Source organism: Pedobacter gandavensis (genome assembly GCF_032678745.1).
GTDB lineage: Bacteria > Bacteroidota > Bacteroidia > Sphingobacteriales > Sphingobacteriaceae > Pedobacter > Pedobacter gandavensis_C.
In genome coordinates this window covers 826,658-852,332 of record NZ_JAVTST010000001.1, presented here as the reverse complement: position 1 = coordinate 852,332, position 25,675 = coordinate 826,658, and the positions used below count along the sequence as shown (strand labels likewise).

Sequence of the window (25,675 nt, the reverse complement as noted above, 5' to 3'; positions counted from 1 at the left end):
TTCCCCATAAAATAAAATATTCGATGAAAATAAATATAAAATTAATGGTATCCCTGGCGATCACAGGTACCCTATTTTTCAGTGCTTGCAAGAAAGGCGTTTTAGATACTGAACCTTTTAATAAAATCCCTGAAGAAACTGTCTGGAACAATAAAGCGAACGCGGAAACCTTTATCTTTTCTACTTATGGTCTAGTGGGTGACTATGCCAGCGGTGCGCAAACTGATCCATATACCCTAAACTCTTTAGGTTTTGATGATATTTACGGTGGAGCGGCTACAGTTTTTAACGAACGCATGGAGCGGAATACAGCTGGTAATTTCAACAATTGGTCTACCATCCGTCGTTGCAACCAGATCATTACGCAGGTCGCAGCATCCTCAGGTATTTCTGAAGATGATAAAAAAGCATTGATCGCCGAGGGTAAATTTTTAAGGGCACTGTCTTATTATTCCGTAGCGCGTAGAACAGGTCGGATAGTCTGGATCGATAAGGTTTTGACACCTGAAGATAACCTATTGTTGCCAGCTACGGCTAACCCATCTGAATCTTATCAATTGATCATTAAAGACCTGGAAGATGCGGTTGCGGCGCTACCAACTACAAAAGTTGCAGGCAGGGCAAATAAATATACAGCTGCAGCATTCCTGACAGAAGTTTGTCTGGCGGCATTGGCTTATGAAAACTATCCGGCAGCAGCGAATGTGAGTCCATCAAATCCATTACTCGACAAAGTCATTGCCAATGGTCAGATCGTGATCTCTGGTGGTTATGCCCTGGAGAATAATTATGGAGCGATGTTTAACAGCGAGAACCCGCTTTCTTCGGAAACGATATTTGGCATTTATCGCAAATCGACAAATACCTCTTTGTCTGGCACGCCAATGCAATTAATGATCCCGAATATGAATAACGACCGTGTAAAACAAAATCAGGGGAGTCCATTATTTGTAGCTACAAATACGGTATTTGAAGCCTGGGTACAACATGGTCCAACTCAAAATCTTGCCGATGACTACCTGGTAATTGATCAGGCCAATCCAACAAAAGCGTTGCCATGGAACCAAACTTCTCAATACCTTGCTGCAGTGGATGAAACCGCAGTGATTCCAACAACCATGATTCGTAAGGCAGGGGGAGAGAGCTCCGTTAAAAGTGGGATGATCCGTCCTGGAAGTACAGAAACGATCTGGACTTTAACAAACAGAGGGCGTGATGCAAGATGGGCCGCATCGATCATCAGTGATTCTACCAAATTCTATGGAGAAACGATCACCACAGGTTTAAGAGGAAATGCAGACCGTTGGATTAAAATTGATGGTACAGGATATTACCTCAGTTTAACGAACTTATATTGGAGAAAAGGGGTGTATGAGAATGTTTCACCTAGATACATTAGCTCTTCTCCAACTGATTATCACTATGTGGTAAGCAGATTGGGCAGAGTTTACCTGAACATGGCTGAAGCCTATCTGCTGAAAGGAGATCTTGCAAATGCAGTAAGCAATTTCAATAAAACCAGGGTTACACATGGTAAACTACCGGCTTCTACGGCAGTTAGTATAGCCGAAGCCTGGACAGACTACAAGCGTGAAAGAAGAATAGACCTAGTTTTGGAAAATGATTATTACTGGAGTTTACTACGCTGGGGACGTTATGGAGGCGATGCCAATTATGGAAAACCTTCCGGCGATAAAATTCCTGAGTTGGAGCAATTGCCTAGTGTTATGGACATCAGTAAAGACAGAAAAGCCTTCTCTATTGTTCAGGGTCCGTTTTTCTCTTCTAATAACATCCGTGTGTTCGACAAAAGCAGAAGATACCTTTTTCCAATTACACAAGGTCTTATTGACCAGAACCCTAAATTTGGTCCGCAAAATCCGGGCTGGTAATTCTTAACCTTATAATAGCATGAAAATGATGACTAAAAATATAAAAACATTGCTGAGCCTGGGCTTGATCTTAATGGCTACGATGACTTCCTGTTTAAAAAAAGGCCTCCCTGATTATCCGGAATGGGATGGTACCAATATAGACAATGTGTATGTGGAATACCGTTTCAATGGTCCGGAGCAATATGGCGGACAACCGATCGTAGTGATTAAAAAGCTGGATGTGGTAAAAACAGTTGACGCGCCCAATTCCACCATTAACCTGGCAGTTTCCGTACCTGTCGCCAGTGGTAGTTTTACAGTTGCAGAACGCGCAAAAGTTTTGCAAAGCAACTTATGGGTGTATATGGATATCTCTACTGCAGCAACGATCAAACCGCTGACAGGAACGCCTAAATTAGGTGACCCGACCAACCTGACTGTCCCTCAGAAATACGAAGTAAGCGCAGCAAATGGGTCTAAAAAAACCTGGACGATAATTGTAACTTCATTCAATAAACCTTAATTTGCCTTTAGATTAAAAATGGAAAGGGTTGGATTTGATCCAGCCCTTTTTTTATGCAGGCAATGAACCTAAACCCAAACGCTTAAACCAAATGAACCACAATACCACCACTTTAGCCCCTAAACGTTTACTCTCCCTTGATTTTATGCGAGGCCTGATCATGGTCTTGCTGGCTTTGGAAAGCACCGAACTCTATGCTTACTTAATGCATTTATGTAACAAAGGCAGTTTTGCAGCCACAATAATGAGTCAGTTTTTCCATAACGACTGGCGAGGATTGCATTTCTGGGATTTAATTCAACCTGCTTTTATGTTTATGGCAGGTATCGCGATGACTTATTCCTTAACCCGTCAGCAGGAACAGGGAATGAGCTGGAACGACAGGTTTTTGAAAATACTAAAACGGAGCGCGCTATTGTTGTTGTGGGGGATTTTAAAAAGAATCCATAGTCCGGATTGGCTGGCATTAAATGCCCTGGATCTGACAGATATCCTTACACAACTTGCATTTACGACCATTATCGCCTTTTTACTATTCGACTTTAAGATTAAGTATCAGGTGTTGGCTGCAATAGGGATCTTAATCCTCACAGAATTCCTATACCGTTTTTGGTATATTCCTGGATTTGTAGAAGGCTATACAGATGGCAAAAACATAGGCAGTTACATCGATTACCTACTGTTCCAACAGAAAGGAAATCATTATGTCTTTATCAATTGGTTGCCTACCGCAGTGCATACCTTGGCAGGAGTTATAATAGGAAAGCTGTTTATGCAATCCCGAAATCCCTTATCCTGGTTGTTAGCCGCTGGATTGGTTTTGGTATTGACAGGATACGCATTAGATTATTTTGAGCTGACCTTGATGATTAAGCCGATTGCTACCAGCTCCTTTATATTGGCTTCCCTGGGTTTTTGCTGTTGGATGGTGGCCTTATGTTATTACTGGATTGATCTCCGTAAACACCAGAAAGGGTTATTATTTTTCCAGGTTTTTGGAATGAACTCCATTTTCATTTATTTGTTCTTTGAGATTGTTGGCCGTAACTGGTTCAATGGCTATATGGTCATGTTGCTCAGTCCGATGGAAGCCTTAACAGGGCTTTCACACCAATGGTTTTTGGTGATTGCTGCCCTGGCAACTTTTGCTGTAGAATGGGGGATTTGCTATTTCTTATACAAGAAGAAGATCTTCTTTAAGCTCTAGCTTAGTTGTTTAGCGTTAATAGATGGAGTATTCGTTTAGGATACTCCATCTAAAATATATTTTCTGGTCTTAGGAAAGCTAAAAGGCTTCGTTTAATCCAAGGAATAATCCTTTTGCACCATAATTACCAAAAGCGTAATCTACGCATAGGTTGGTTCTTGTTGCTTTATTGAAGAGGATCCTCAAACCAGCACCACCGGCAGGTTGCCATTTTTTGAATAGCTTAGTTCCTGCATTATCGTTAGCCGTTTGCACGTTAAAGAAGGTTACTCCGCTGAGGAACTTGTTGTTCGTAATAGGGAAACGGTATTCCAATTCTGAATAGAAGTAATTGGTGCCTTTAAAATAACCCACTGTATATCCTCTGCCACTTCTAAAATTGGGGTCTTTACCCGTTCCCGGTAGTTCGAGATAAGGGAGGGTTCCACTGATTAAATAAGATCCCCAATTCCAAAAAGCAATTACATGTTCCGGGTTTCTGCTGGAAAGGCTCCAGTATTTTCTGAAATCTGTAGTCACCTGTACTGCATTTTTAGTGCTTCCAATCCAGCTCTGATTTACACGTACACCAGCATCGGCATAGATTCCCTTGTGTGCGCGATTCTGATGATCGCGGGTGGTGTATTGCAGATTGAACAGGAAACCATTAGAAAGATAATGATCGGTATTAAAGCCATTTTCTTTACTGTAAATGTGGTATGGGGTGAGTCCATCAGGATGATCTCTGTCCTCCAGTTTTCTTCTGATGTCAATCGAAACTCCTGCACCAACAAATAGATGATCCATCACTTGTTTGTATACTTTCTCTCTGAAATTGTAATACTCGCCATGAATCACATAACCTTTACGATCTGGATTGGCCAGGATTTCTTGTTCCGGACTGCCGACTACCTTTTCGCCGATTCCAAAACCGAAGTCAGGGCTAACAGTTTTAGCAGCAACCAGGCTACCCTGGAAATTCCACCTGTTTCCCGGAGTATACACATTGTGGCTCAGGTAAAAGTAAATGATTCCTTTAGTGGTAATGGAGGCCGATGTAGCAGCAATAGACATCAGGGTGTTTGGCTCATGACCAAGCACTCTCCCTGCAACTGCTTTTAATCCAATCTGAGCGCCAATACTAGGATTATAGGCCACACTTGGCATGGGCGTAATGCCTGATTTCTTCTGAGCAGGCTTTAAAGGTTTACCGGGACGGAATATCTGATGAATTAAATCGCCGATATCATAAGCGTTTTTTAGGCTATCCTTTTTCAGAGAATCAGTAGCTGTTGTCGTTTGTCCATATCCGGAGGCTATTCCAGATGCACTCAGGATCAATAGGATTGCGTTTATTTTGTAGAATTGCGTAATCTTCAAATTATTTAAAATAAATAGAGCATATAAACCATTATAGTTATTCCGATAATGCCTTACCTGAGTTTAGCAAAGCTAGTATTTGATTTGCTAAATCAGGCGCAATTACTGTTCCAATTAAAAGATTTGAATGGATGATTTTGTTTTAGGGTTAATTCATATAAGGATTAACAGTCTAATTTTGCCCTGGATTTTTGTCGCCTGATTATTCTTTTGATAAAGCAACAATGTCCTTTACTTCCAGGATCTGTTTTGGATATCCCTTTTTTACAGAATTGATCATCGCAAGTCCAACTTCTTCCAGTGTACAGAATCCCGCTGGGAAAAACTTCCGCCCAAACGGATACATCCAGGCAATATACTTGTAAATGCTTTTCACATTTTTCTGTCCCGGGTAGGCCTTCATAAAACCTGGACGGAACATATACGCATTTTTGAAAAGTCGCATTAAGGCATTCTCAGTAGCGCCTTTAACGCGCGCCCATGCTACCTTTCCCTGCTCAGTACTGTCGGTGCTTGCTCCAGAAACATAACAAAAGGTCAAGTCCGGGTTGATCCGAACCAGGTGTTTTCCTGTCGCCAATGTCAGGTCGTACGTGATGTGCCGATATTCTTCTTTACTCAATCCAATAGAGGAAATCCCCAGACAAAAGAAGCAAGCGTTATAATCCGCTAGTTGAGGGTCCAATGCTGCCAGGTTAAAAAAATCACTATGAATGATCTCTTTTAATTTTGGATGATTGATCCCCCCAGGTTTTCTATTGATCACCAAAACCTGTGATACGTCTGGATGTTGCAGACAGGTTAAAAGTACGCCTTCTCCAACCATACCTGTTGCCCCTGTGATAATTACTTTTATTCCCATATGAAGATCGCTTTGTTTAGCTGATTAAATATAGCAAAATTATAAGCGCTCTAATTTGCTGTATAGGAATTGTTGCATTCTAAAATTTGTTGCTCTGCCGGGAAACATATATATTTAATTATGAAAACAATTAACGGCTTCAATCCATTATTCCTGATTCGTCTGGCCATTGCCATGATTTTTTTATCTCATAGTTTGCATGGTGTCATCAATCATACCATAAATGATTTCGGAGAATTGTACTTGAATAAGGTGGGTTTTGCTCCTTTTGGAGTTTACCTGGCTTGGGGATTAATGGTTTTTGAGATCATAGGCTCTATATTAATCCTATTTGGGAAATTCCTAAAGTTTGTGGTTCCTGGCTTTATCTTGATCCTGATTACCGGAATAGTACTGGTTCATTACCCTGACGGTTGGTATGTAGTAGGGCCTGGAAGAAACGGAATGGAATTTAGTGTTGTACTTATCCTTTGTTTAATTGCCATCTGCATCCCTACAAAGAGACGCAGATAAGGCATGTATGTTTATTTGGCGAGCCATTCGCCTAAATTGCTTTTGATGTCCTCGTAGAATATCTGATAAGTTTGATCCGTCACATAGCCAATATGTGGCGTTGCTAAAACATTTGGTAAGGTACGGAAGGGGTGTTGAGCAGGTAAAGGCTCTATTTCATAGACATCTAAACCCGCAGCGACGATGCGTTTGCGTTCCAGGGCGTTAATCAAGGCTGCTTCCTCTACTAAAGGCCCCCTGGAGGTATTGATGAAGAAGGCACTTGCTTTCATAAGGCTCAGCTCTTTTGCGCCAATGATTCCCTTACTTCGGGAACTTAGGATGAGGTGTACGGTTACAAAATCAGCCTGAAGAAACAATTCTTCTTTAGTCACCAATCTGGCACCCTGAGCGACTGCTTTTTCCTCGGTCAGGTTTTCACTCCAGGCAATAACCTCCATTTCAAATGCCTTGGCATAGCGGGCAATAGTACTGCCTATATTGCCTAAACCAACAATCCCAATAGTTTTTCCCTTTAAATCTACGCCAATCTCTGTCTGCCAGCCTCCTTTACGGACATTGGCTGTCTCCGGGATAAGGTGTTTAGCTAAAGCTAGTATGAGTGCCCAGGTCAACTCTGGCGCTCCATTGGATATGTATCTTGTCGGCGCAATGGCAATCCCAAATTCTTCCGCAGCCTTTATATCTATAGATGCATTCCGTTGACCGGTTGAAATGATCAGCTTTAGGTTAGGCAATTGAGAAAGGATCTCTCTGGTCATAGGTGTGCGTTCCCGCATCACAGCAATGACTTCGAAGGGCTGTAGTCTTTCTATAATCTCAGTAGCTTCAGTTAAATGATCAGTAAAGACGGTGATTTCTGCAAGTTCCTCGATTTCCGACCAGTCACCGTAGGATAGGGCTATATTTTGATAATCGTCGAGTATGGCAAATTGAGTTAATGTCTTCATTTGTGTTTCTTTTATACAAAACTTCAATTTAGAATTATAGTTTGAAAAGTATTGTAATTTTTAATATTACATCCCTAAGTATTATTCTTTATGGCAGGAAGGGGAGAAGGGGTGGTTGGTAAGCTACAGGGAGCCAGTGACTTCATTCAGGATCTACACTGGCTGGATTGTACGTCAGGAAGAGATTTATAAAAAGCAGTGTAATAAGTAGTATTCCAGTGTATTATGGCAGGAACCTATATCCGAAAGCAGAGATCTCATGGAAAAACATCAATACCTGAGTTAGTTTTAATTGCTATATTCATATCTAAATAAGGAAGTTAGCTGTTTAACTCCGGATGTAATGATATGATTTATAGAAAACCGCTCTACACTCTTTTTCTGCTCCTTCCTTTAACGTTTACGAGCTTCTCTGTCGCTCTTGCACAGGAAAAAACCTCCTTTCCGACCCTGAAAACTGCTGATGGATATTACCAGCACCCGGTTGTTAAAGAATTATACTTGCTCATGCAGGTGTCTGGAAATAAACTGAAACAGGTAAAAGAATGGGATGGTAAGGAAATCATCCTGGATCAGAAGTCTGAAACCGACTTCAGCGACGCTACCGGTACTTACAGTCTTAGCCTTTTGAAAAACAGCAATAATGAGGTTTCTGGGTTAAAAGTAGGGCAAGAGCAATGGACAAAAGTGCCAGGTTATACTCCGGAGAAAATGCCGGTACTCTCCGACACTCAGGTCAGCGAAATGCTAAATCAAAAAGCGGAGCAATTAGTGTCGGCCATAAACTCCAACTCCCTTGAAGTCTTAACGAACTTCGTAAATACTAATTTTTCAGCAGCACTCAAATCTTCCATGGAAGATCAGTTCCTGTTCAGAGCTAAAAATGCTTATCGTGCAACTGGCGGTGTTAAATTCCACAAACGGCTCTATTTTAACGCAAAGGCATTTTTTGGAGAATACCAGTATGCCAGTGAAGATTTAAACAATGAGCTTGAGTTTAGCTTAAAGCTTGATCAGGAAGGTAAAATAAAGCTCTACAACAACAGATTAGTTTATAGCGCGGATCCGGTTAAGAAAGTAAGCAATGCGGAAGCGCTTGTCGCAGATTTAGACCAGACTTTAAAGCGTTTAGCTCAAAAAGATGTTTTTTCCGGCGTGGTTCTTCTAGCTAAAGGAGATCGTATTTTATATGAATCGGCCAGTGGATCGGCAATAAAAGAAGCTGGGATCAAGAACACCTTGACTACAAAATTCAATCTTGGTTCGATGAATAAGATGTTTACCGCAGTAGGGATCATGCAGCTGGTAGAACAGGGAAAGATCAATTTGAATGATTCGGTGTCTAAGTTTCTGGATAGTACCTGGCTACCTACAGCACTCGCGGATCAGATCAAAGTAAGTCATTTATTGAATCATAGTGCCGGCGTAGGCGACTTTTTTAACGAGAAATTTCTGGAAAGCCCTGTAGCTCAATTCCGAACACTGGAGGGATATAAACCCTTTGTAAAAGTGAGTAACCTGGAGTTTGAACCGGGAACGTCCTGGGCTTATAGTAATTCTGGAATGCTGCTTTTGGGCGCCATTATTGAAAAGATATCAGGTCAGAACTACTTCGATTACGTTCAGGAAAATATCTACAAGCCTGCCGGAATGGAAGACTCTGCCTTGCGAACTTTTGGAGGAAAAGAACCAGGAGTACCTAATCCTGATGGAGGGACTAAAACGCATCAGGCTGTTGGATATCTCCCTAAAATTGATGGTTCTTACGAGACTGTTTCTAATTCTGCATTTACCACAAGTTCTCCTGCAGGAGGTGGTTATTCGACGATTGCTGATCTCCATAAATTCGGAGTTGCCTTGTTATCTGATAAGCTGTTGAGGGGTTCTTCTAAGGACAAAATGTTTAAAGATGAACTAGGGAAAAGCTATGGTTATGGTTTTCAGTTGTCGGGTTCTGTAGAAAAGCAAGTAGTGGGGCATGCTGGTGGCGCACCTGGGGTGAATGCGGTAACCTATATTTTTCCAGATAGCAAATATGTGATCGTTGTACTCTCCAATTATGATAGAGGCGCTACTGAATTGGGCGAATACCTGTTAAATCAAGTGAAATCTATAGTGAAATAATTATCTGCGCAACCGTTTGCGTTAATTTCTTCTGATTAGTATTATTCTCTGTTATGCTAAAAAGGTTTTTATTTACGTAAATAATGCTAGTCGTTCTCTTATTGTGAAAAAATCAATAGCAAAGAGGGGTCTGCTGTCTTTCGCTGTTTTTAAGCAAAACATAGTTTCTGTTTTTTTGCAAGAATAAATAAGAACCCAGATTTTATGTCAGGGATTAATGAACAAATACAAAAAACTGTAGGTATGACGCTAAAGGCTGATAAAACGGAGGCCTAGGATCGATGATCACAATAGTAGTAACCATAATCGCTATAGGACACAAAAAAGCCATCAGAACTGTTCTGATGGCTTTAAAAAGGGGCATTGTTATTTCGGGGATTATTAGAGGCTTTTTGAAGCTTTTTATAGTCTTTTCATTGCGTCTGAGTTACCTAATTTTGAAGCTGGCTTCTTAATACGTGATTTTCCAAAATTGTAAGTAAAGCCAACCAGCAGTCGTCTGCTGTCGGTGTGAATTCGTTCTGCGGATCTAAAAGTCCCGTAATCACGTTCCAGCAAATAGTCATTTCTTTTAAAGACCAGTTCGGTACCGCCCAGTCTAAACTGTCCGGCTCCTTGCCACAGACTTAACATCAGGGAAGCATCAATATTTTTGTTCCCTTGATAGCTGCCTAAATCCTGTGTGTATTTTGTCCAGTAATAAGCATCCACCTGCAGCTTCAAATCTTTGGTGATTTTGAATATATGAGCCGTTCTAAAATCAGAGTAGAAAGCGGCAAGCTTGTGGTTTTTCTCCAATACCATGCCTTCCGCGCTGTTGTGTCCGATAGGTGAACCACTATTCATCGTTTCCCACCATTCGTTGATTCGGAAAGGGAAAAATACATTAAGCGCTATATTGGAGGCTTTCTCCAGATTCTGACGTTTAAAATAGGTGACCTTTGTACGGTAATCCTGTTTTGAAGGGAATAAGCCAATCATGCCTTTTGTATTCGTATAACTGATCGATAGGTTTAATTTCTTAATGTTCGCCGTGAAGGTATAGACATGGTCGAATTGTGGTTTCAATTCCGGATTTCCCTGCTCAATATTATATCTATTTAGAAATACCGTGTAAGGAACCATTTCCGTATAGCGGGGTCTATAGATGATTTTCTTATAAGATCCAGAAAAATTCAGGTCCTTATTGACATTATGCTGATACAACAAGGTTGGAAAAAAATTAGCCTTATCCTGTTTGGACTTGCCATCGAAATTTACACTGGATATTTCAGCGCGTAAGCCCATTTGAAGCTTATCATTTTCCCAGTCTTTGGTTAAAATCCCATACATCCCGGAGATTGATTCCTTCAAATTATTGTCATTTGAAAAGCTTGGGTCTATCTCCAATTCGCCTGTTTTATAATCTTCATAAACCACCAGTGTTTTAGAATTGGTCTGTTGATGTTTCAATCCGGTTTCCAGCGACCATTCCTTTTTAAACTGATGGCTATAGTCGAGCTGTGCAATGTATATATTAATATTTCCTTTATTACGGGTCTGGTAAAGTGGCAGGTTTTTAATAACAGCTCCTTCCGCATCGTACAAGGTAGAAGGAAAGGACTGTAAAAGATTCCGTTGCCATGGGGTATAAGTACCAAGAACGGTCAGTTCATTTTTCCCGGAATCGGAAAGTAAGCGGTAATTCAGGTTGTAAGTTTGTGATTTCCCTTTCTGATTGAAAGCGCCGTCTGTGAATAGCACCGAATCAAGCTTCCCATTTTTGCGGCCAAAACTATTGTTGGTGGTCCATGGGCCTTTAAATTCCACATCACTTATATCCACAAACAGACCCACAGTTTGGTTCTTATCCAACTGTAACTCCATATTGGTCTGGAAAGTGTACATCAGATTATGAGATAAACGGGTCCAGTTATTGGTTAAAAAATAGGAGGGATCGCTTGGGTCCTGAAACCTTTCTGATTCAATTCTGTAATAATTATCGCCTTTATTTACTCCGGCATTCGCACTAATGGTCAGGTTTTTATTTTTGTAAGTCCCCCCTGCATTGACGCTGCCGGTGGCGTAATTACCTGAAGAACCATCCAGTCGCAGGTTTCCGGTGATGCCTTCTACTTGAGTTTTTTTGGTAATGATGTTGATCACTGCCCCATAAGAAGCGTCGTACCTGGCGGAAGGTTGTGTGATGAGTTCCACTTTAAGGATGTTTCCTGCAGGCATGGTCAATAAAATATTCTCTAGTGCTGCTTCCGGAATCGGCTTATTATCGATCAGGACCATGGTTTTCTTGCCTTGCAAACTCAATACATTATCGGCAGAAACACGTACAAAAGGAGCGGATTTTAGTACTTGCAGGGAGTTACCCACCGCCATCGCACTGTTTTCAACATTAAAAATAAAGCGGTCACTTTTAGTTTCTACGATTGGTTTGCTCGCTGTGACCCGTACTTCTTTTAAGGTTTTATCGGAAACCTTCATCGCTATCGGCGCCATGGCAACAGCTGGCTCACCACCACCAACTTTAAATGCTTTACTGATAAAAGCCAGGTGACCCATCGAAGAAACTTTGATTTTATACGTTCCCGTTTTAACGGTTGGAAAGGTAAAAACACCTGCTAAATCTGTCAAGGCATTGCTGACCACTGAAGAATCGATCGCTACCAATAAAGTAACGGTAGTATATTCTAAAGGTTTACTTTGCTCATCCAATACCGAACCTGTAACCTTTTCTAGTTTCAGGGAATCAGGAAGATTAGTTTTCATTTCCTTGCCTTTACCGGAAGCCTCTGCTTTTTTAGGTGTGATAAATATGGAATAGTTTCGGGCATCCACTTTATACCAGGATAAGTTTAAGGGTAATAATAAGCTATTTAGTACCTCAGAAATAGATTTCCCCTTATAATCAGCGGCCTTATAAGTCACCATTTTTTGTTTCAGGTTGACTTCTTCATATAAGAAGTTGATTTTATATTGAGCCGTTAATTCGGTCAGAACTTTGGTAAGTAGCTGTTTTTCTGCGGGTACTTGTTTTGTTGTTTTAGTGATTTTTTGTTTTGATATCTTTTTTGTTATGGTTTGTTTTGGTGTGGATTTGGTTATTATTTCTTTCCCTGAGGTGTGGGATTCCCCTGCTATTGCGAACTGATGTAACATCATGACGCAGGTTAAAGTGATTATACCGGTTTTTAGGTTGCTCATCGTTGTGCTATTTAGTCGTAATCATTAGTTCCTTAGTATCTTTATTTGGGGAAATGTTGAGGTTTAAAGTCATCCCGAGGGCCTTAAATAAAACCTGCTCATTTTGAGTGCTCAATGAACCTGAGATCGTTTTCTTTAGAATCTCCGGATTTTCAACCAGCACTTTATACCCATATATGTCTTCTATGTAATTGAAGACCTTAGCTACAGGAACAGCTTTGAAATACAACTTCCCGTCTTTCCAGGACGCATACTCTGCTACATTAATCGGTTTTTTAATCAGTTTTCCATGTTCAAACTCTGCGATATCACCTGGAGCAAGGATTAGCGGTTTAGCAGTAGCGCCATTTAAGCCCAGGCTGATTTTACCTTCCAATAAGGCCACTTCAGTACGTCCACGTCTGTCGTTCACGTTAAATGAAGTACCCAATACTTCTACATTGACATTGCCGGTATGTACCACAAAACGTTCGCGCTCGGCTATTTTCCCTGAAGTATGTAAATGCTTCACCTTTAAAAAGGCTTCACCTTCGATCCAGACTTCTCTGATCTCATTTTTATTCCAGTCCTTATCATATTTCAGCTTAGAATTGGCGTTTAAGGTGACCAATGAGCCATCGGGTAAAGTGATAGTTTTCAATTGACCATAAGGCGTATTGATCGCGATAGGTTGGTTAATGTGGTAAAGGATGCCAATGCCCAATAAAGCTCCGGCCAGTACTGCTGCAGCAGCATAACGATACCAAAGTTTGCGGACTGGTGTCTTACGTAAAGTTGTTTTCTCCTGGATGGTATTCCAGAGTTCATCCTGTTCTCTTTTTCCTAAAACGCTCTTTTCGAACCGCATGGATTGAACAATTGCTTTTGCCTCGGAAATAGGGGTTTTGAGCTGAGGATAGGTGTTTTCAATGCTTTGCCAGTGGAGGTCTGACTTTTCATCAGGATGCAAGACCCATAACAGGAAGTCCTGATCATTGATCAGCTCTGCTAAGGTATAGGTCTCGTACGCGCTAATTTGTTTCTTCATATTGCTGCTTTTGATCCTATTAGCTGAGAATGAAGCATATTACCCCATCAGAATGAATTAAAATTCAAAATATTTGTTATTTGACTGATAGTCAGATTGATAATTTCATTAACTTAACTGCATAATTTATTCAGTTGCGCAGTTTTTGCCGGTCAGTTTAATAATCTCAGATGAAGTATTAAAGACAGTAGCATTAAATCGTCCTTCGATAGGTTGTCTTTCAGGAATCCCAATGCTCTGGCCATAATTTTATAGCTCGCTTTCACTGAAATGTCCATCACCTCTGCAATTTCTTCATAACTCAGCTGTTCATAAAACCTTAGAAAGACCGCTTCCCTTTGTCGGGCGGTAAGTTTAGACATGGCCAGATTGAGCTGTTCCGTTACCTTACTGCGATGCTCACCATCAATAATAGCTTCCTCCACGTTTAAGCTGACATGAAAAGAGTAATTATCGGTTTCTTCTTCATAAACCTCAAAGTTCTGCGACTGAAAGGCCTTTTTGAAAAGTAAGTGACGAAAAGATTTATAAAGATAGTTTTTGAGGTGATCAGGGTTTCCAAGTGTAGACCTTCTGGTCCAGATGCCTACAAAAAGATCCTGAATACACTCTTTAATCAGGTCTTTGTCTTTACTGAATTTCGAGCCATAGTTATATAAACCAGCAGAATAAGTGCTGTACAGGTACTCGAAAGCTTCCGCATTTCCGGCTTTAAAAGATTGCCAGTATTGTGGTTCAATAGGTTCAGGCATAATGATGAAATTTCGGCTAAGTTATAAATATGGGGGATTTAACGGCCATAAAAAAAAACATCCCTTTCGCGAAATAAGCGATTAAGGACGTTTTTTTGTAGGAGATGTTTAAAGTTTCCTCAGGATCAGCAAGCGGAGTAACCAAGCCTGTTAACCTGAGGAGAACAGTTTGATTATGCTTTTTTCAATTTAGACATAAAGTATCTTCTTACCGGGATATCATAAACCACCATCACTAAATAAGCGAAGCCAACCAATAAGGTAGTGCCCGCTGCGATGATCGCAAACAACTGCATACCCGCTGGTTTATGGCTGAAGTAATAGTCAGCAAAAAGCCACAGCACCATATAATGTGTCATGTATAACGGATAGGAGATGTTTCCAGAGAAAATGCATAGTTTTTTTACACCTTCCTGTAGTTTAGCTCCAGCACCTAAAGCGATCAATAAAGGGAAATAAATCAATACTACCAATGGCTCGGTGATCCAGTTCCATTTGCTATCCGGCATTAGGAACGCTAGTAAAAGTAATACGCTTAAGCCTACAAAACCCAGGTTTGATTTGATGATCCATTTAGAACGGAAGATCAGTAATCCTGCTAAAAATGAGTAGGAGATACGTGCAGAGCCATGCCAGAAGGTTTCTCCACTCCAGCCACCAAGCAGGTTTCCACTGGTATAGCCGATATAACAAATGGCAGCTGCTGCCAGAATTGTTAAGATCAATAACACGTTACGCGTCGCTTTGTATAATGCCAGGGCATAAACAATGTTGGCAACATATTCCCAGAATAAAGACCAGGCAGGCGCATTAAAGGTGAATAAATTGAAATACCTTTCAGATACTACCGGAAAAGGAATCAAGAAAACAGAGCTTAAAAAGATGACTGCAACTCTACCGGCACTATAGATTTCAGGGTGCATACCGAAGGGGTCAAATAGAAAAGCAAGCAGGCCTAAAACCGATCCTAAAACCACCAGTGGATGGAGTCTGATGAGTCTGGTTTTTAAAAAGGCCAAAATGCCCATTTTGCCAATCCTGTCGTCATAAGCATAGCCGATGACAAATCCGGATAAGCAAAAGAAAAAGTCCACGGCAAGGAAGCCATGGCCAATAAAATTCTTTGCCGGAATAAAGACCACTTCCATGAAGTGGAAAATAACAATGGCTACTGCAGCTACTCCCCGTAAGCCATCTAGGATATGAAAGTGTTCTTTGGTTTTTAATAAGTCTGGACTTAACGTTTTAGCGTTCATTAATTTTGGTTTCTTTTAGATGGAATGATTCGGTTTCTTTTTGGTGTTGTGTGGGTTCAAGAATACCGAATAAATGCCATTCCATCAAGTTTTGGCGACAACGATTATCTCCATGAGGAGTTTTTTCATTAAAAATGTTACCAAGACAAGAATTTAAACCTAATCCTTTAACTCCTTTGTAAAATACAGATCCCATTTATCCTGTAGCTCTTTTTCTTCGCCATGCGCAGTTTCCATATCATATCTTGCTTGTAGGTTCGCAAGCTCGGCCATGGTATTGTCGTAAATCTCTTTAACTTCTTTTTGGAAATTCTTGATGCTGTAAGATTTAGCAGAGAGTTTTTTATATAGGATTCTGCCATAGATGACCGCAAGATCCGAATGACCTTGTTCATGATGCAATAAACTTTTTTGATCCGCTTCATTTAAGGCTGCTAATCGTTTGGGATCCACGATAGATTGCTTTCCATCCAAAACTACCCCCACAATAAACTTCAGGGCCAGCTGATTTCCATTTTGCGTTGCCCGATATTTATGTGTCGTCTGATGCGCGGTATAAGCGATATAGGGACGGTTAGAATTACTCAATTGTTGGTATGAATTCCACTGAAGGTTGATTCTTTTCAATTGGTTTTCCTGACTATGTGCCTGTTTAGGGCTTAAGATAGCGCAGCCCAGGACAAGGCCGCTAGAAAGTAAAAATCTGTTGAAATGCGTCATATCGGACAAAGATAAGGATAAGGTTTTTTACCTTTGTGCTTTCAAATCGATATGATATATATTCATCCAATCAAAAAGTACCTGGTTTTAGCAGCCATACCCTTGATGGTTTCCTGTAGCTCCCATTATATGGTGGTAAAAAGTAACCGGACGGAATACAATATGAACGCGCAGCAACCTGCAGATAGCGCCGTGATCAAGACTTATCTTCCCTATAAAATTAAAATGGATCAGGAGATGAACACGGTTATTGGCCATTCCGATGTTTTAATGGAGAAGCTGGATAAAAAAGACGGCAAGCCTGTTGCTGAAAATCTTTTGAGGAACTTCTTTTCTGATGCCTTATTCCATGAAGCACTAAAATATGATCCTACCATAGATTTCGCAATGCCATCAACCAACGGTGGGATTCGCGTAGCACTTCCTAAAGGAGACATTAAACTATCGAACGTTTTTGAGGTGATGCCTTTTGAAAATGAAATGATGCTGTATGTATTGAGTCCGGCAGATGTGCAAAACCTATTGGAATATATTGCGAAAACAGGTGGACAACCAGTTGCAGGTTTAAGGATGAAAATCGTTAATGATAAACCTACAGATGTGATGATCCAGGGAAAACCATTAGACCCGAAAAGAAACTACAAAATCTTAACCTCTGATTACGTAGCAGAGGGTGGCGACAATGTGCAGAGTTTCAAGAAAGCAATTGAGAAAAAGATCATGGGCATCAGAATGCGCGATGCACTCATTACCTATATTAAAGAAAACCAGGCTGCTGGGAAAACCATAAATCCAAAATTAGATGGAAGAATTACTAAAGATTAACCGTAGAAACTTCCTTAAAACAGGAGGGATGGTCGCAGCAGCTGCCGCATTAAACTTAAATGCTTTTGATGCTTTAGCAGCCGGAGACCTGGTAAAACTGACAATTCTGCACACCAACGATGTCCACAGTAGAATAGAGCCATTCCCGATGGACGGTTCTAAATATGCCGGCCTGGGTGGAACTGCCAGACGTTCGGCATTGATCAAATCTATTCGCGCAAAAGAAGACAATGTTTTGCTTTTTGATGCTGGTGATATCTTTCAGGGCACACCGTATTTCAATAAATATGGCGGAGAGCTGGAAATTAAACTGATGTCGGAGATGAAGTATGATGCCGCAACGATGGGAAATCATGATTTTGACAATGGCCTGGAAGGATTTTATAAACAATTGCCACATGCCAATTTCTCAATTTTGTGTAGCAATTACGATTTCTCGAATACCTTATTGAACAAATCTACTTTGCCTTATCAGGTATTTAAAAAGCAGGGAATCAAGATTGGGGTATTTGGTATCGGAATTAAACTCGCCGGTTTAGTAGGTGATAGAAACTACGGAGACACGGTATTTTTAGATCCGGTAAAAACAGCCAATGAGACTGCAAGTATCCTGAAAAACGACTTAAAATGCGACCTTGTGATCTGTTTATCACATTTGGGTTATAAATATGACAGCAATAGAGATTCAGATCAGGTATTGGCTAAAAACACCAGAAATATAGATTTGATCATAGGTGGTCATACCCATACTTTTATGGATCAACCGGAAGATATCATGAATCTGGATGGAAAGATCACTACGATTAATCAGGTGGGATTTGCAGGGATTAATCTAGGTAGACTGGATTATTACTTTGAAAGATATAAGGGCAAGCGTATTAAAACTGCTGCACCTTATACCATTTCAGATCAATTAGATCAGTAATTTTTAACGTATTTTATTAACAAAGGAAACCGCCTCCTAGAAGGTCGTTTCCTTCGTAGAATACTGCGGACTGGCCCGGTGCTATTGCGGAAACTGCATGATCAAATACTACTTTGATTTTATCGTTTTCCTGAACAATAGTACTTAGGGTACCTGCATCTTTATATCTGATTTTAGTCACCACATCAGTCATTGGCTCTAAAATATTTTCATATTTAATCAGGTTCACATTTCTAACCAGGGCTTCATGACGCTCCAGCTCATCTGCTCTACCTAACATTACGGTATTACTTTCCGGAAGAATTTGCGTCACAAACATCGGCTCACCAAAAGCGATACCTAAACCTTTACGCTGTCCGATAGTGTAGAAAGGATATCCTTTATGTTGTCCAACTACCATACCATCACTGGTAATGAAATTACCACCCGCAACGCGATCTTCTAAATCTCCAACTTTATGTCTTAAGAAAGAACGGTAATCATTATCCGGTACGAAACAGATCTCATAACTTTCGCTTTTCTTAGCCAGTTCTTCCTGTCCCATATCTAAAGCCATTTGTCTGATGTCCGCCTTAGCGAAAGATCCCAATGGGAATTTAGTACGCGCCAGATTTTCCTGAGAAACACCCCAAAGTACATAAGACTGGTCTTTATTCTCGTCTAAACCTTTAGAAATGACATGACGACCATTGTCGTGCTGTCTAACGTTCGCATAGTGACCGGTCGCAATAAATTCGCAATCCAGTTTATTTGCACGTTTTAACAATGCTTCCCATTTAATGTGGGTGTTACATAATACACAAGGGTTAGGTGTACGACCTGCAAGATACTCATCAACGAAGTTATCAATTACATAATCACCAAACTCATCCCTGATGTCTAATATATAGTGTGGGAATCCGTAATTTACAGCCAATGTACGCGCATCATTGATGCTGTCCAGACTGCAACATCCAGTTTCCTTACCGCTGGTACCTGAGGTCGCATAGTCCCATGTCTTCATGGTCAATCCGATTACTTCATATCCTTGTTCGTGTAACATCACTGCTGCAACTGAACTATCTACTCCGCCACTCATGGCTACCAATATTCTACCGAGTTTACTCATTATAATTTATTCTGAGGGCAAAAATAGCGGTTTTTACCCATACATTCTCATATCTGCCGTCAGTTGCTTGTAAAAAGGATAAAAGTATAAAGTTTAGATTAAACGTTATAGCAACATAATAAAGCTGATTTTTTGCCAAATATTTATACCTTAGGGCATTGTAAAAAAACCTCAACTAAGACAAATGAAAAAAGCATTATTGTTTTGTATACTGCTTCCAGCCCTTTCTGCACAGGCACAAAAGGACTTGGTAAAGTATGTGAAACCGATTATTGGCACCCAGAAAATGGGCCACACGTATCCAGGTGCCACAGTCCCTTTTGGTTCAGTACAACTGAGTCCAGACACGGATACCCTTTCTTATGAGCTGAATGGCAAATATAACGGGGACATTTATAAGTACTGTGCGGGCTATAAATATGAAGACAAATCGATTGTCGGATTTAGCCACACACATTTTAGCGGAACAGGACACTCTGATCTGGGAGATTTTCTGGTAATGCCAACTCAAGGTACTTTAAAAATGAATCCGGGTACAGCAGATGTACCGGGAAGCGGATTTCGCTCTGCGTATTCCCATGCCAATGAAAAGGCCGAAGCCGGTTATTATAAAGTGAAACTGGATGACCACCAGATTGAAGCTGAATTAACCGCCAGTAAAAGGGTAGGTATGCACCGTTATACTTTTCCGAAATCTGACCAATCACACATTATCCTGGATTTAATGTCGGGGATTTACAATTACGACGACAAAACAGTATGGACTTATGTCCGCGTAGTGAACGACACCCTGTTAACGGGTTACCGCCAAACCAATGGATGGGCGAGAACAAGGACTGTTTATTTTGCGATGACCTTTTCTAAGCCCTTCAAAAGCTATGGACAGAAGAATTTCGATAAGAAACAGGTATACGGTGGCTTCTGGAGAAAGTTCGATCAGAACAATAATTTCCCGGAAATTGCAGGGAAGAGAATCCGTATGCACTTCGATTTCGACACGAAAGAGCAGGAGCAGCTGAAAGTAAAATTCGCACTCTCTCCGGTTAGCCAGGCGAATGCGCTGGAAAACATGACTACCGAAGTTCCGGGTTGGGATTTTGATGGGGTAAAAGCTCAGGCTCAAGCCGATTGGAATAAGGAACTCAACAAAATCGACATTGCCGCAGGGGAAGATGATAAGGTGAATTTCTATACGGCCATGTACCATGCTTTCATCAATCCAACTACTTATGGCGATGTAAACGGACAGTATAAAGGGTTAGACCAGAACGTGCATCAGGCAAATGGCTTTACCAATTACACCACTTTCTCTTTATGGGATACTTATAGGGCATTACATCCTTTCTTTAATCTGATCCAGCCTTCCAGAAACAATGATATGGTGAAATCTATGATGGCACATTACGATCAGAGTTCCTTGAAAATGCTGCCAATCTGGTCGCATTATGCTAATGAGAACTGGTGTATGAGTGGCTACCATAGCGTTTCTGTTGTAGCTGATGCGATCATTAAAGGAGTATATGATGGTGATGCTCAGAAAGCGCTGGATGCTTGTGTGGCGACCGCTAACCACCGCAATTATGAAGGAATTGGAAAGTACATTGATATGGGTTATATCCCTGCAGAAAACAGTGGAACCTCTGTTTCAAATACTTTAGAATATGCTTATGACGATTGGTGTATCGCACAGATTGCAAAAAAACTGAACAATCAGCCGGTATATGAAGAATTTATGAAACGCTCCGGAAACTGGAAAAACGTATACGATAAGAGCATTGGCTTTATGCGTCCAAGACTGACAGATGGTTCTTTCAAAAAGGAATTTGATGTGTTGAGTACCCACGGACAAGGCTTTATTGAAGGCAACACCTGGAATTATAGTTTCTTTGTGCCGCAGGACCCGGAATCTTTAATGAACATCATGGGAGGGAAGCAGAAATTTGCCGCCAGAATCGATAGTTTATTCAATATGCATTTACCTGATGAGTTTTTTGCCGATACAGAGGACATTACAAGGGAAGGGATTATTGGTGGTTATGTACATGGAAACGAACCGGCACACCATGTTGCTTATCTGTACAATTGGGCCGGCCAGCCATGGAAGACACAAGAAAGGGTAAGAAAGATTTTAAAAATGCAATATAAACCTACTCCTGATGGATTAGGTGGCAACGATGATTGCGGTCAGATGAGCGCCTGGTATATGTTCTCTTCAATGGGATTTTATCCGGTATCTCCAGGATCAGCTGATTATTCTTTAGGTAGTCCGGCGGTAAAATCTGCAACACTTCATTTGGAAGGTGGGAAGACATTTCAGATTGAAGCCATCAACCAAAGTGATAAGAATATCTACGTGCAAAAAGTATTGCTAAATGGAAGTCTGATTACTAATAATTTGATTAAACACTCAGATATTTTGAAAGGTGGTAAAATAGTTTTCTATATGTCTTCAAAACCTACAAAATAGTCAAGAATTAATTAGTAATAATAGTTGTAAAGTTCTTCTAATAGTTTAATTATATAGACAAATACTGTTATTTTGACTGATCTGCTAAAATAATTCAAATATTTTAGCAGATCAGTTTTTTTTTATAAAATAATATTGTGAAATTGGTACCAGGCAGGACAATAAACCCTACGTCGGTTCAACTCAGAGTAGCTGGTGTCGTCTGCAATTTAGGTGATACGGCCGGAGGCCTCCGGCCTATCTAACTAAACAAAAGCTGGGACTGCCGATCTTGGGTCATTTCCCTGGATCTGGTTCTTCCTGATGTCGGAAAGCTCCCTTGGTCTTTTAACGATCTTTTTATGTATTCCTACCGTTCCGGTATATAGCAATACCCCACCTAATACTGCCTCCTGAATTCCTATCATCGGGTTTTTTGAAATGGCTCTAATTCCTTTTTGAAAGATGTATGCACCAGCAAGGATGGCAATAAATCTTTTTCCTGCATCTAACTCTTCTGTATCGTAAGCACTTAACAATGAAGTCGCTGCTAAAATTCCTATTTTATTTTTTAGTAATTCAAACATAAAATTCGTTCTATATCTATCAATGGAACACGGCAAAGCCTATTTTGTTTGAAAATCTTTAAAATCACTAAGCAATAATTCAGGCAAACAGGCCGCCTTAACTGAGCTTATCCAGTACCATACGAATGGCCTGATCCACTACTTTATTTGGCGCAGTGCTGAATTCAAAATTCACTCTGCTGGCTAATATCGCGTTTACAGAGAGGGCTTTATGCCCCAGTACTTTTGCAAGTGCATAAATTCCAGCAGTCTCCATTTCCAGGTTGGTAATCCTGTTGCTTCCATGTTGGAAACTATTGAGCAAAGAAATGAAGTTGGGTATGGCATTTTTTGCGCGAACTTGTCGGCCTTGTGGCGCATAAAACCCAGGGGCGGTAATGGTGATTCCTTTCTCCATATCTGCACCAATGGTATTTAATAGCGTGCTATCAGCTGCTGTCAGATAAGGATGAATCCCTTTGATATGCGCACAGTGGCTATGAAAGGCTTCCAGAATCGGGCGCTCATCAACAGAAAGCTCATGAATATAATATTGCATCAAAGCATCCAGGCCTAGACCATGAGAAGAAGCGAGTATGGTACCCATTGGTAGATCTGGCTGTATGGCGCCGGAGGTGCCGATACGGATGATATCCAAAGAAGTCAGGTCTTTTTTTACTGTTCTGTTTTGGAAATCAATGTTAACCAGGGCATCTAATTCATTAAATACAATGTCAATATTATCTGTCCCAATCCCTGTAGAAATTACAGTAATTCTTCTTTGGCCTAAATAGCCGGTATGCGTAATAAATTCACGTTTTCCTTTTTTAAGTTCTATGCGGTCAAAATGTTTGGAAATTTCTGAGACCCGATCAGGGTCGCCGACAGTGATGACGGTTTGTGCAAGGTCTTCAGGCAATAAGTTGAGGTGATAAATACTGCCATCGGGATTGATGATTAAATCTGATTCTGATATTTTGTTTTCCATAATTACGGCGATTGATCTCACAAACCTATGAAACCCCGGGGAGTTTATTGCCAAAATATAAAAGAAATAAGCAAGCATTTCTTAGCAGTTTTTTAATTTGATGGAAATTCTTAGCTTTGCATTCGTAAACAAATCAATTAAAAAAGCATGTAGGATCATATTTCTTTCCCGATAATAAAGTGAAACCAATACTGGGTTTCTTAATTATTTTATTAAAAAAAGAAAGGATTTCATGCTTACTCTTCAAGATATTACCTATCAACATCCCAATAGGGATTTACTATTTTCCGGGCTTAACTTTAGTCTTAATCCACAGGATAAGATTGCTTTAATTGGCAATAATGGCGTTGGAAAATCTACTTTACTGAAAATTTTAGCCGGACGATTATTGCCCACATCAGGGGTGATTAAGGCGAGTTTCAGGCCTTATTATGTGCCTCAACTTTTAGATGAATACAATGAATTGAGCATTGCTGAGGCGCTTCAACTCGGCGACAAACTACAGGCATTACAGGAAATTCTGGATGGCCATGCCACAGAAGAAAACCTTAACCTGCTGGACAATGATTGGGATTTTGAAGCACGCTGCGAGCAGGCTTTCGCCCATTGGAATCTGTTGGACCTCAATCTAGCGCAAAAGATGAATACCTTAAGTGGCGGACAAAAAACGAAGGTTTTCCTCGCAGGGATCCGCATTCACCGGCCAGAGTTGGTTTTGATGGATGAGCCAAGTAATCATTTAGATCGGGCAGGTAGATTGCTGCTTTATGAAGATATCCGACAAAGCAAACAAAGCTTGGTTGTGGTTAGTCATGATCGGGAGTTACTGAATCTGTTAAATACTGTGCTGTCCTTGTCGCAGGATGGAATTACTGTCTATGGTGGTAATTATGAGTTTTATGCAGAACAACGGGCCCTGGAAAAGGCCGCTTTTGAGCAAACTTTGAGAAATAAGGAAAAGGCAGTTCGGAAGGCGAAGGAGGTTGAGCGCTCTGCCATGGAAAGGCAGCAGAAATTAGATGCACGCGGAAAACAGAAGCAAGAAAAAGCGGGACTACCAACAATCATGATGAATACCCTGAAAAATAACGCAGAGAAGAGTACCTCGCGATTAAAAGGAGTTCATGCCGATAAGCTGGATGCCATTTCGCAAGAGTTGAGCTTGCTCCGCAAGGCGCAATCAGCATTGGATCGAATGAAAATGAACCTCGAAGGCTCTGCAGTACATACCGGAAAAGTGTTGGTTAACGCAAAGGAGCTTAATTATAGCTATGGTACTGAGTCGCAATCTCAATTGCTTTGGAAAGAAGCTTTGAATTTTCAGATCCGTGCAGGCGATCGTCTGGCCATAAAAGGCCCAAACGGATCTGGTAAAACCAGCTTGATCAAACTGATTTTAGGAGATTTAATACCTTCATCCGGCTCATTGGAACGCGCTGTGTTCCAGTCGATATATGTGGATCAGGATTATGCTTTAATTGACACTAAACTCAGTGTTTATGAACAAGCACAACAGTTTAATTCTGGGGCTTTACAGGAGCATGAAATCAAGCTTCGCTTAAACCGGTTCTTGTTTACCAAGGCAGACTGGGATAAACCCTGTGCAGCGCTGAGTGGCGGAGAGAAAATGAGACTGATCCTTTGTGCCTTAACAATTGGCAATCAAAGCCCGGATTTAATTGTACTCGACGAGCCTACCAATAACCTGGATATGCAAAACATAGAAATGCTAAGCACCGCAATAAATGAGTACAAAGGTACTTTGCTGGTGATTTCCCATGACCATTATTTCCTGGAACAAATTGGTGTAACAGAGGATCTGGAACTGGTAATTACTAATTAAATAGAGTGGCTGTCGACATCAGGATGATCGGCAGCCACTTTTTTCATTTCTAGAAGGCGCTATAGTTTCGACCTTAACTGAATTAGCTTCCTTCGACCAATTATCAGCCAATTTTCAATTTTAGTAGATTCATTTTTTTCTTTCAATACTTTGATTACTTTTGCGACCAAAATGAGAGTAGTCGTATTTTTCGTATCCCTGTTTACCTTCCTGTTATGCGGGGGGCACTATCTCCATGCAGGTACGCATCACGACCCTACACATTGTCCATCCCATCAGAAGCTTGCAAAAGCGGAAAGGCCAAAATTAACTGGCGCAGGGCAGGACATGACCATCATTGAAGAGGCCGACTTAGATCTGGATGAAGAACACCTCAGCAGCGATGAGCTGCCAAGTAGAAACTTCCATCAGGAATACTACAGCCTTGACAAGTGGTACCTCACATTTTACCCGGTACTAATCGCCGATGCTGATCAGCAGCATTACCAGACTTTTCTGCCATTTTCAGGCAATTCTTCTCCTATTTACATCAGACAACGCGTTCTGAGGATTTGAGCAATAACCTTACATCAGTTTAAAAACATTAAACATACTTCCTTCGCGTAGCTA

At 40.8% G+C, this 25,675-nt stretch carries 21 protein-coding genes; 10 read left to right on the top strand and 11 right to left on the bottom strand.

Annotation, left to right across the window (positions count from 1 at the left end; genetic code table 11):
* Positions 1-23 precede the first annotated feature (23 nt).
* The 3 genes from R2S10_RS03340 to R2S10_RS03330 all read left to right on the top strand — a co-directional run bounded on the left by R2S10_RS03340 (position 24) and on the right by R2S10_RS03330 (position 3,604).
* Positions 24-1,892, top strand: a complete 1,869-nt coding sequence (locus R2S10_RS03340) for a RagB/SusD family nutrient uptake outer membrane protein (RefSeq protein WP_316839023.1) — start codon at positions 24-26, stop codon at positions 1,890-1,892.
* A 25-nt stretch (positions 1,893-1,917) separates the two neighbouring features.
* On the top strand, positions 1,918-2,397 hold the full coding sequence (locus R2S10_RS03335; protein WP_316839022.1) for a DUF5018-related domain-containing protein: 480 nt from the start codon (positions 1,918-1,920) through the stop codon (positions 2,395-2,397).
* A 91-nt stretch (positions 2,398-2,488) separates the two neighbouring features.
* Positions 2,489-3,604 carry a DUF5009 domain-containing protein gene (locus tag R2S10_RS03330; RefSeq protein WP_316839021.1) on the top strand — a complete coding sequence of 372 codons (1,116 nt, stop codon included), beginning with the start codon at positions 2,489-2,491 and terminating at the stop codon, positions 3,602-3,604.
* A 78-nt stretch (positions 3,605-3,682) separates the two neighbouring features.
* Here R2S10_RS03330 and R2S10_RS03325 read toward each other — a convergent pair whose 3' ends face one another.
* On the bottom strand, positions 3,683-4,963 hold the full coding sequence (locus R2S10_RS03325) for a BamA/TamA family outer membrane protein (protein WP_316839020.1): 1,281 nt from the start codon (positions 4,961-4,963) through the stop codon (positions 3,683-3,685).
* Positions 4,964-5,165: 202 nt separating this feature from the next.
* Positions 5,166-5,825 carry an epimerase gene (locus tag R2S10_RS03320; protein ID WP_316839019.1) on the bottom strand — a complete coding sequence of 220 codons (660 nt, stop codon included), beginning with the start codon at positions 5,823-5,825 and terminating at the stop codon, positions 5,166-5,168.
* A 120-nt stretch (positions 5,826-5,945) separates the two neighbouring features.
* Here R2S10_RS03320 and R2S10_RS03315 point away from each other — a divergent pair, with 120 nt between their 5' ends.
* Positions 5,946-6,338, top strand: coding sequence for a DoxX family protein (locus R2S10_RS03315; protein WP_316839018.1), 393 nt, complete (start codon positions 5,946-5,948; stop codon positions 6,336-6,338).
* Positions 6,339-6,349: 11 nt separating this feature from the next.
* Here the strand turns inward: R2S10_RS03315 and R2S10_RS03310 are convergent, their stop codons facing one another.
* Complete coding sequence (locus R2S10_RS03310) at positions 6,350-7,288, bottom strand: D-2-hydroxyacid dehydrogenase family protein (protein WP_316839017.1); 939 nt, start codon at positions 7,286-7,288, stop codon at positions 6,350-6,352.
* A 348-nt stretch (positions 7,289-7,636) separates the two neighbouring features.
* On the opposite strand from R2S10_RS03310, the gene R2S10_RS03305 reads away from it, so the two are divergent.
* Positions 7,637-9,412 (top strand): serine hydrolase domain-containing protein, encoded by a 1,776-nt coding sequence (locus R2S10_RS03305; RefSeq protein WP_316839016.1) that lies wholly within the window; start codon positions 7,637-7,639, stop codon positions 9,410-9,412.
* Between the two features lie 402 nt (positions 9,413-9,814).
* Here R2S10_RS03305 and R2S10_RS03300 read toward each other — a convergent pair whose 3' ends face one another.
* The 5 genes from R2S10_RS03300 to R2S10_RS03280 form a co-directional block, all read right to left on the bottom strand.
* Positions 9,815-12,610, bottom strand: a complete 2,796-nt coding sequence (locus tag R2S10_RS03300) for an outer membrane beta-barrel protein (RefSeq protein WP_316839015.1) — start codon at positions 12,608-12,610, stop codon at positions 9,815-9,817.
* A gap of 7 nt (positions 12,611-12,617) precedes the next feature.
* Positions 12,618-13,637 carry a FecR family protein gene (locus tag R2S10_RS03295; RefSeq protein WP_316839014.1) on the bottom strand — a complete coding sequence of 340 codons (1,020 nt, stop codon included), beginning with the start codon at positions 13,635-13,637 and terminating at the stop codon, positions 12,618-12,620.
* 152 nt (positions 13,638-13,789) lie between these two features.
* Positions 13,790-14,389, bottom strand: a complete 600-nt coding sequence (locus R2S10_RS03290) for a sigma-70 family RNA polymerase sigma factor (protein WP_316839013.1) — start codon at positions 14,387-14,389, stop codon at positions 13,790-13,792.
* Positions 14,390-14,562: 173 nt separating this feature from the next.
* Complete coding sequence (locus R2S10_RS03285) at positions 14,563-15,645, bottom strand: acyltransferase (RefSeq protein WP_316839012.1); 1,083 nt, start codon at positions 15,643-15,645, stop codon at positions 14,563-14,565.
* A gap of 159 nt (positions 15,646-15,804) precedes the next feature.
* A complete protein-coding gene (locus R2S10_RS03280) occupies positions 15,805-16,365 on the bottom strand; it encodes a DUF922 domain-containing protein (RefSeq protein ID WP_316839011.1) in 561 nt (186 codons plus the stop codon).
* Positions 16,366-16,416: 51 nt separating this feature from the next.
* Between R2S10_RS03280 and R2S10_RS03275 the strand changes: the two genes are divergently transcribed.
* Together R2S10_RS03275 and R2S10_RS03270 are read left to right on the top strand one after the other, a co-directional pair.
* Positions 16,417-17,190, top strand: a complete 774-nt coding sequence (locus R2S10_RS03275) for a 5'-nucleotidase C-terminal domain-containing protein (RefSeq protein WP_316839010.1) — start codon at positions 16,417-16,419, stop codon at positions 17,188-17,190.
* Complete coding sequence (locus tag R2S10_RS03270; RefSeq protein WP_316839009.1) at positions 17,168-18,115, top strand: metallophosphatase; 948 nt, start codon at positions 17,168-17,170, stop codon at positions 18,113-18,115. The genes R2S10_RS03275 and R2S10_RS03270 overlap by 23 nt, the downstream gene beginning before the upstream one ends.
* A 16-nt stretch (positions 18,116-18,131) precedes the next feature.
* Here the strand turns inward: R2S10_RS03270 and mnmA are convergent, their stop codons facing one another.
* Positions 18,132-19,223 carry a tRNA 2-thiouridine(34) synthase MnmA gene (gene mnmA / locus R2S10_RS03265; RefSeq protein ID WP_316839008.1) on the bottom strand — a complete coding sequence of 364 codons (1,092 nt, stop codon included), beginning with the start codon at positions 19,221-19,223 and terminating at the stop codon, positions 18,132-18,134.
* Between the two features lie 184 nt (positions 19,224-19,407).
* On the opposite strand from mnmA, the gene R2S10_RS03260 reads away from it, so the two are divergent.
* Entirely contained in the window at positions 19,408-21,690 is a 2,283-nt protein-coding gene (locus R2S10_RS03260) for a GH92 family glycosyl hydrolase (RefSeq protein ID WP_316839007.1), read from the top strand.
* A 245-nt stretch (positions 21,691-21,935) separates the two neighbouring features.
* Here the strand turns inward: R2S10_RS03260 and R2S10_RS03255 are convergent, their stop codons facing one another.
* Together R2S10_RS03255 and R2S10_RS03250 are read right to left on the bottom strand one after the other, a co-directional pair.
* Positions 21,936-22,256 (bottom strand): hypothetical protein, encoded by a 321-nt coding sequence (locus tag R2S10_RS03255; protein WP_316839006.1) that lies wholly within the window; start codon positions 22,254-22,256, stop codon positions 21,936-21,938.
* Positions 22,257-22,353: 97 nt separating this feature from the next.
* A complete protein-coding gene (locus R2S10_RS03250; protein WP_316839005.1) occupies positions 22,354-23,223 on the bottom strand; it encodes a nucleoside phosphorylase in 870 nt (289 codons plus the stop codon).
* A 232-nt stretch (positions 23,224-23,455) separates the two neighbouring features.
* Here R2S10_RS03250 and R2S10_RS03245 point away from each other — a divergent pair, with 232 nt between their 5' ends.
* Together R2S10_RS03245 and R2S10_RS03240 are read left to right on the top strand one after the other, a co-directional pair.
* A complete protein-coding gene (locus R2S10_RS03245; protein ID WP_316839004.1) occupies positions 23,456-25,066 on the top strand; it encodes an ABC-F family ATP-binding cassette domain-containing protein in 1,611 nt (536 codons plus the stop codon).
* A gap of 150 nt (positions 25,067-25,216) precedes the next feature.
* Entirely contained in the window at positions 25,217-25,621 is a 405-nt protein-coding gene (locus tag R2S10_RS03240) for a hypothetical protein (protein ID WP_316839003.1), read from the top strand.
* The last annotated feature ends 54 nt before the right edge of the window (positions 25,622-25,675 follow it).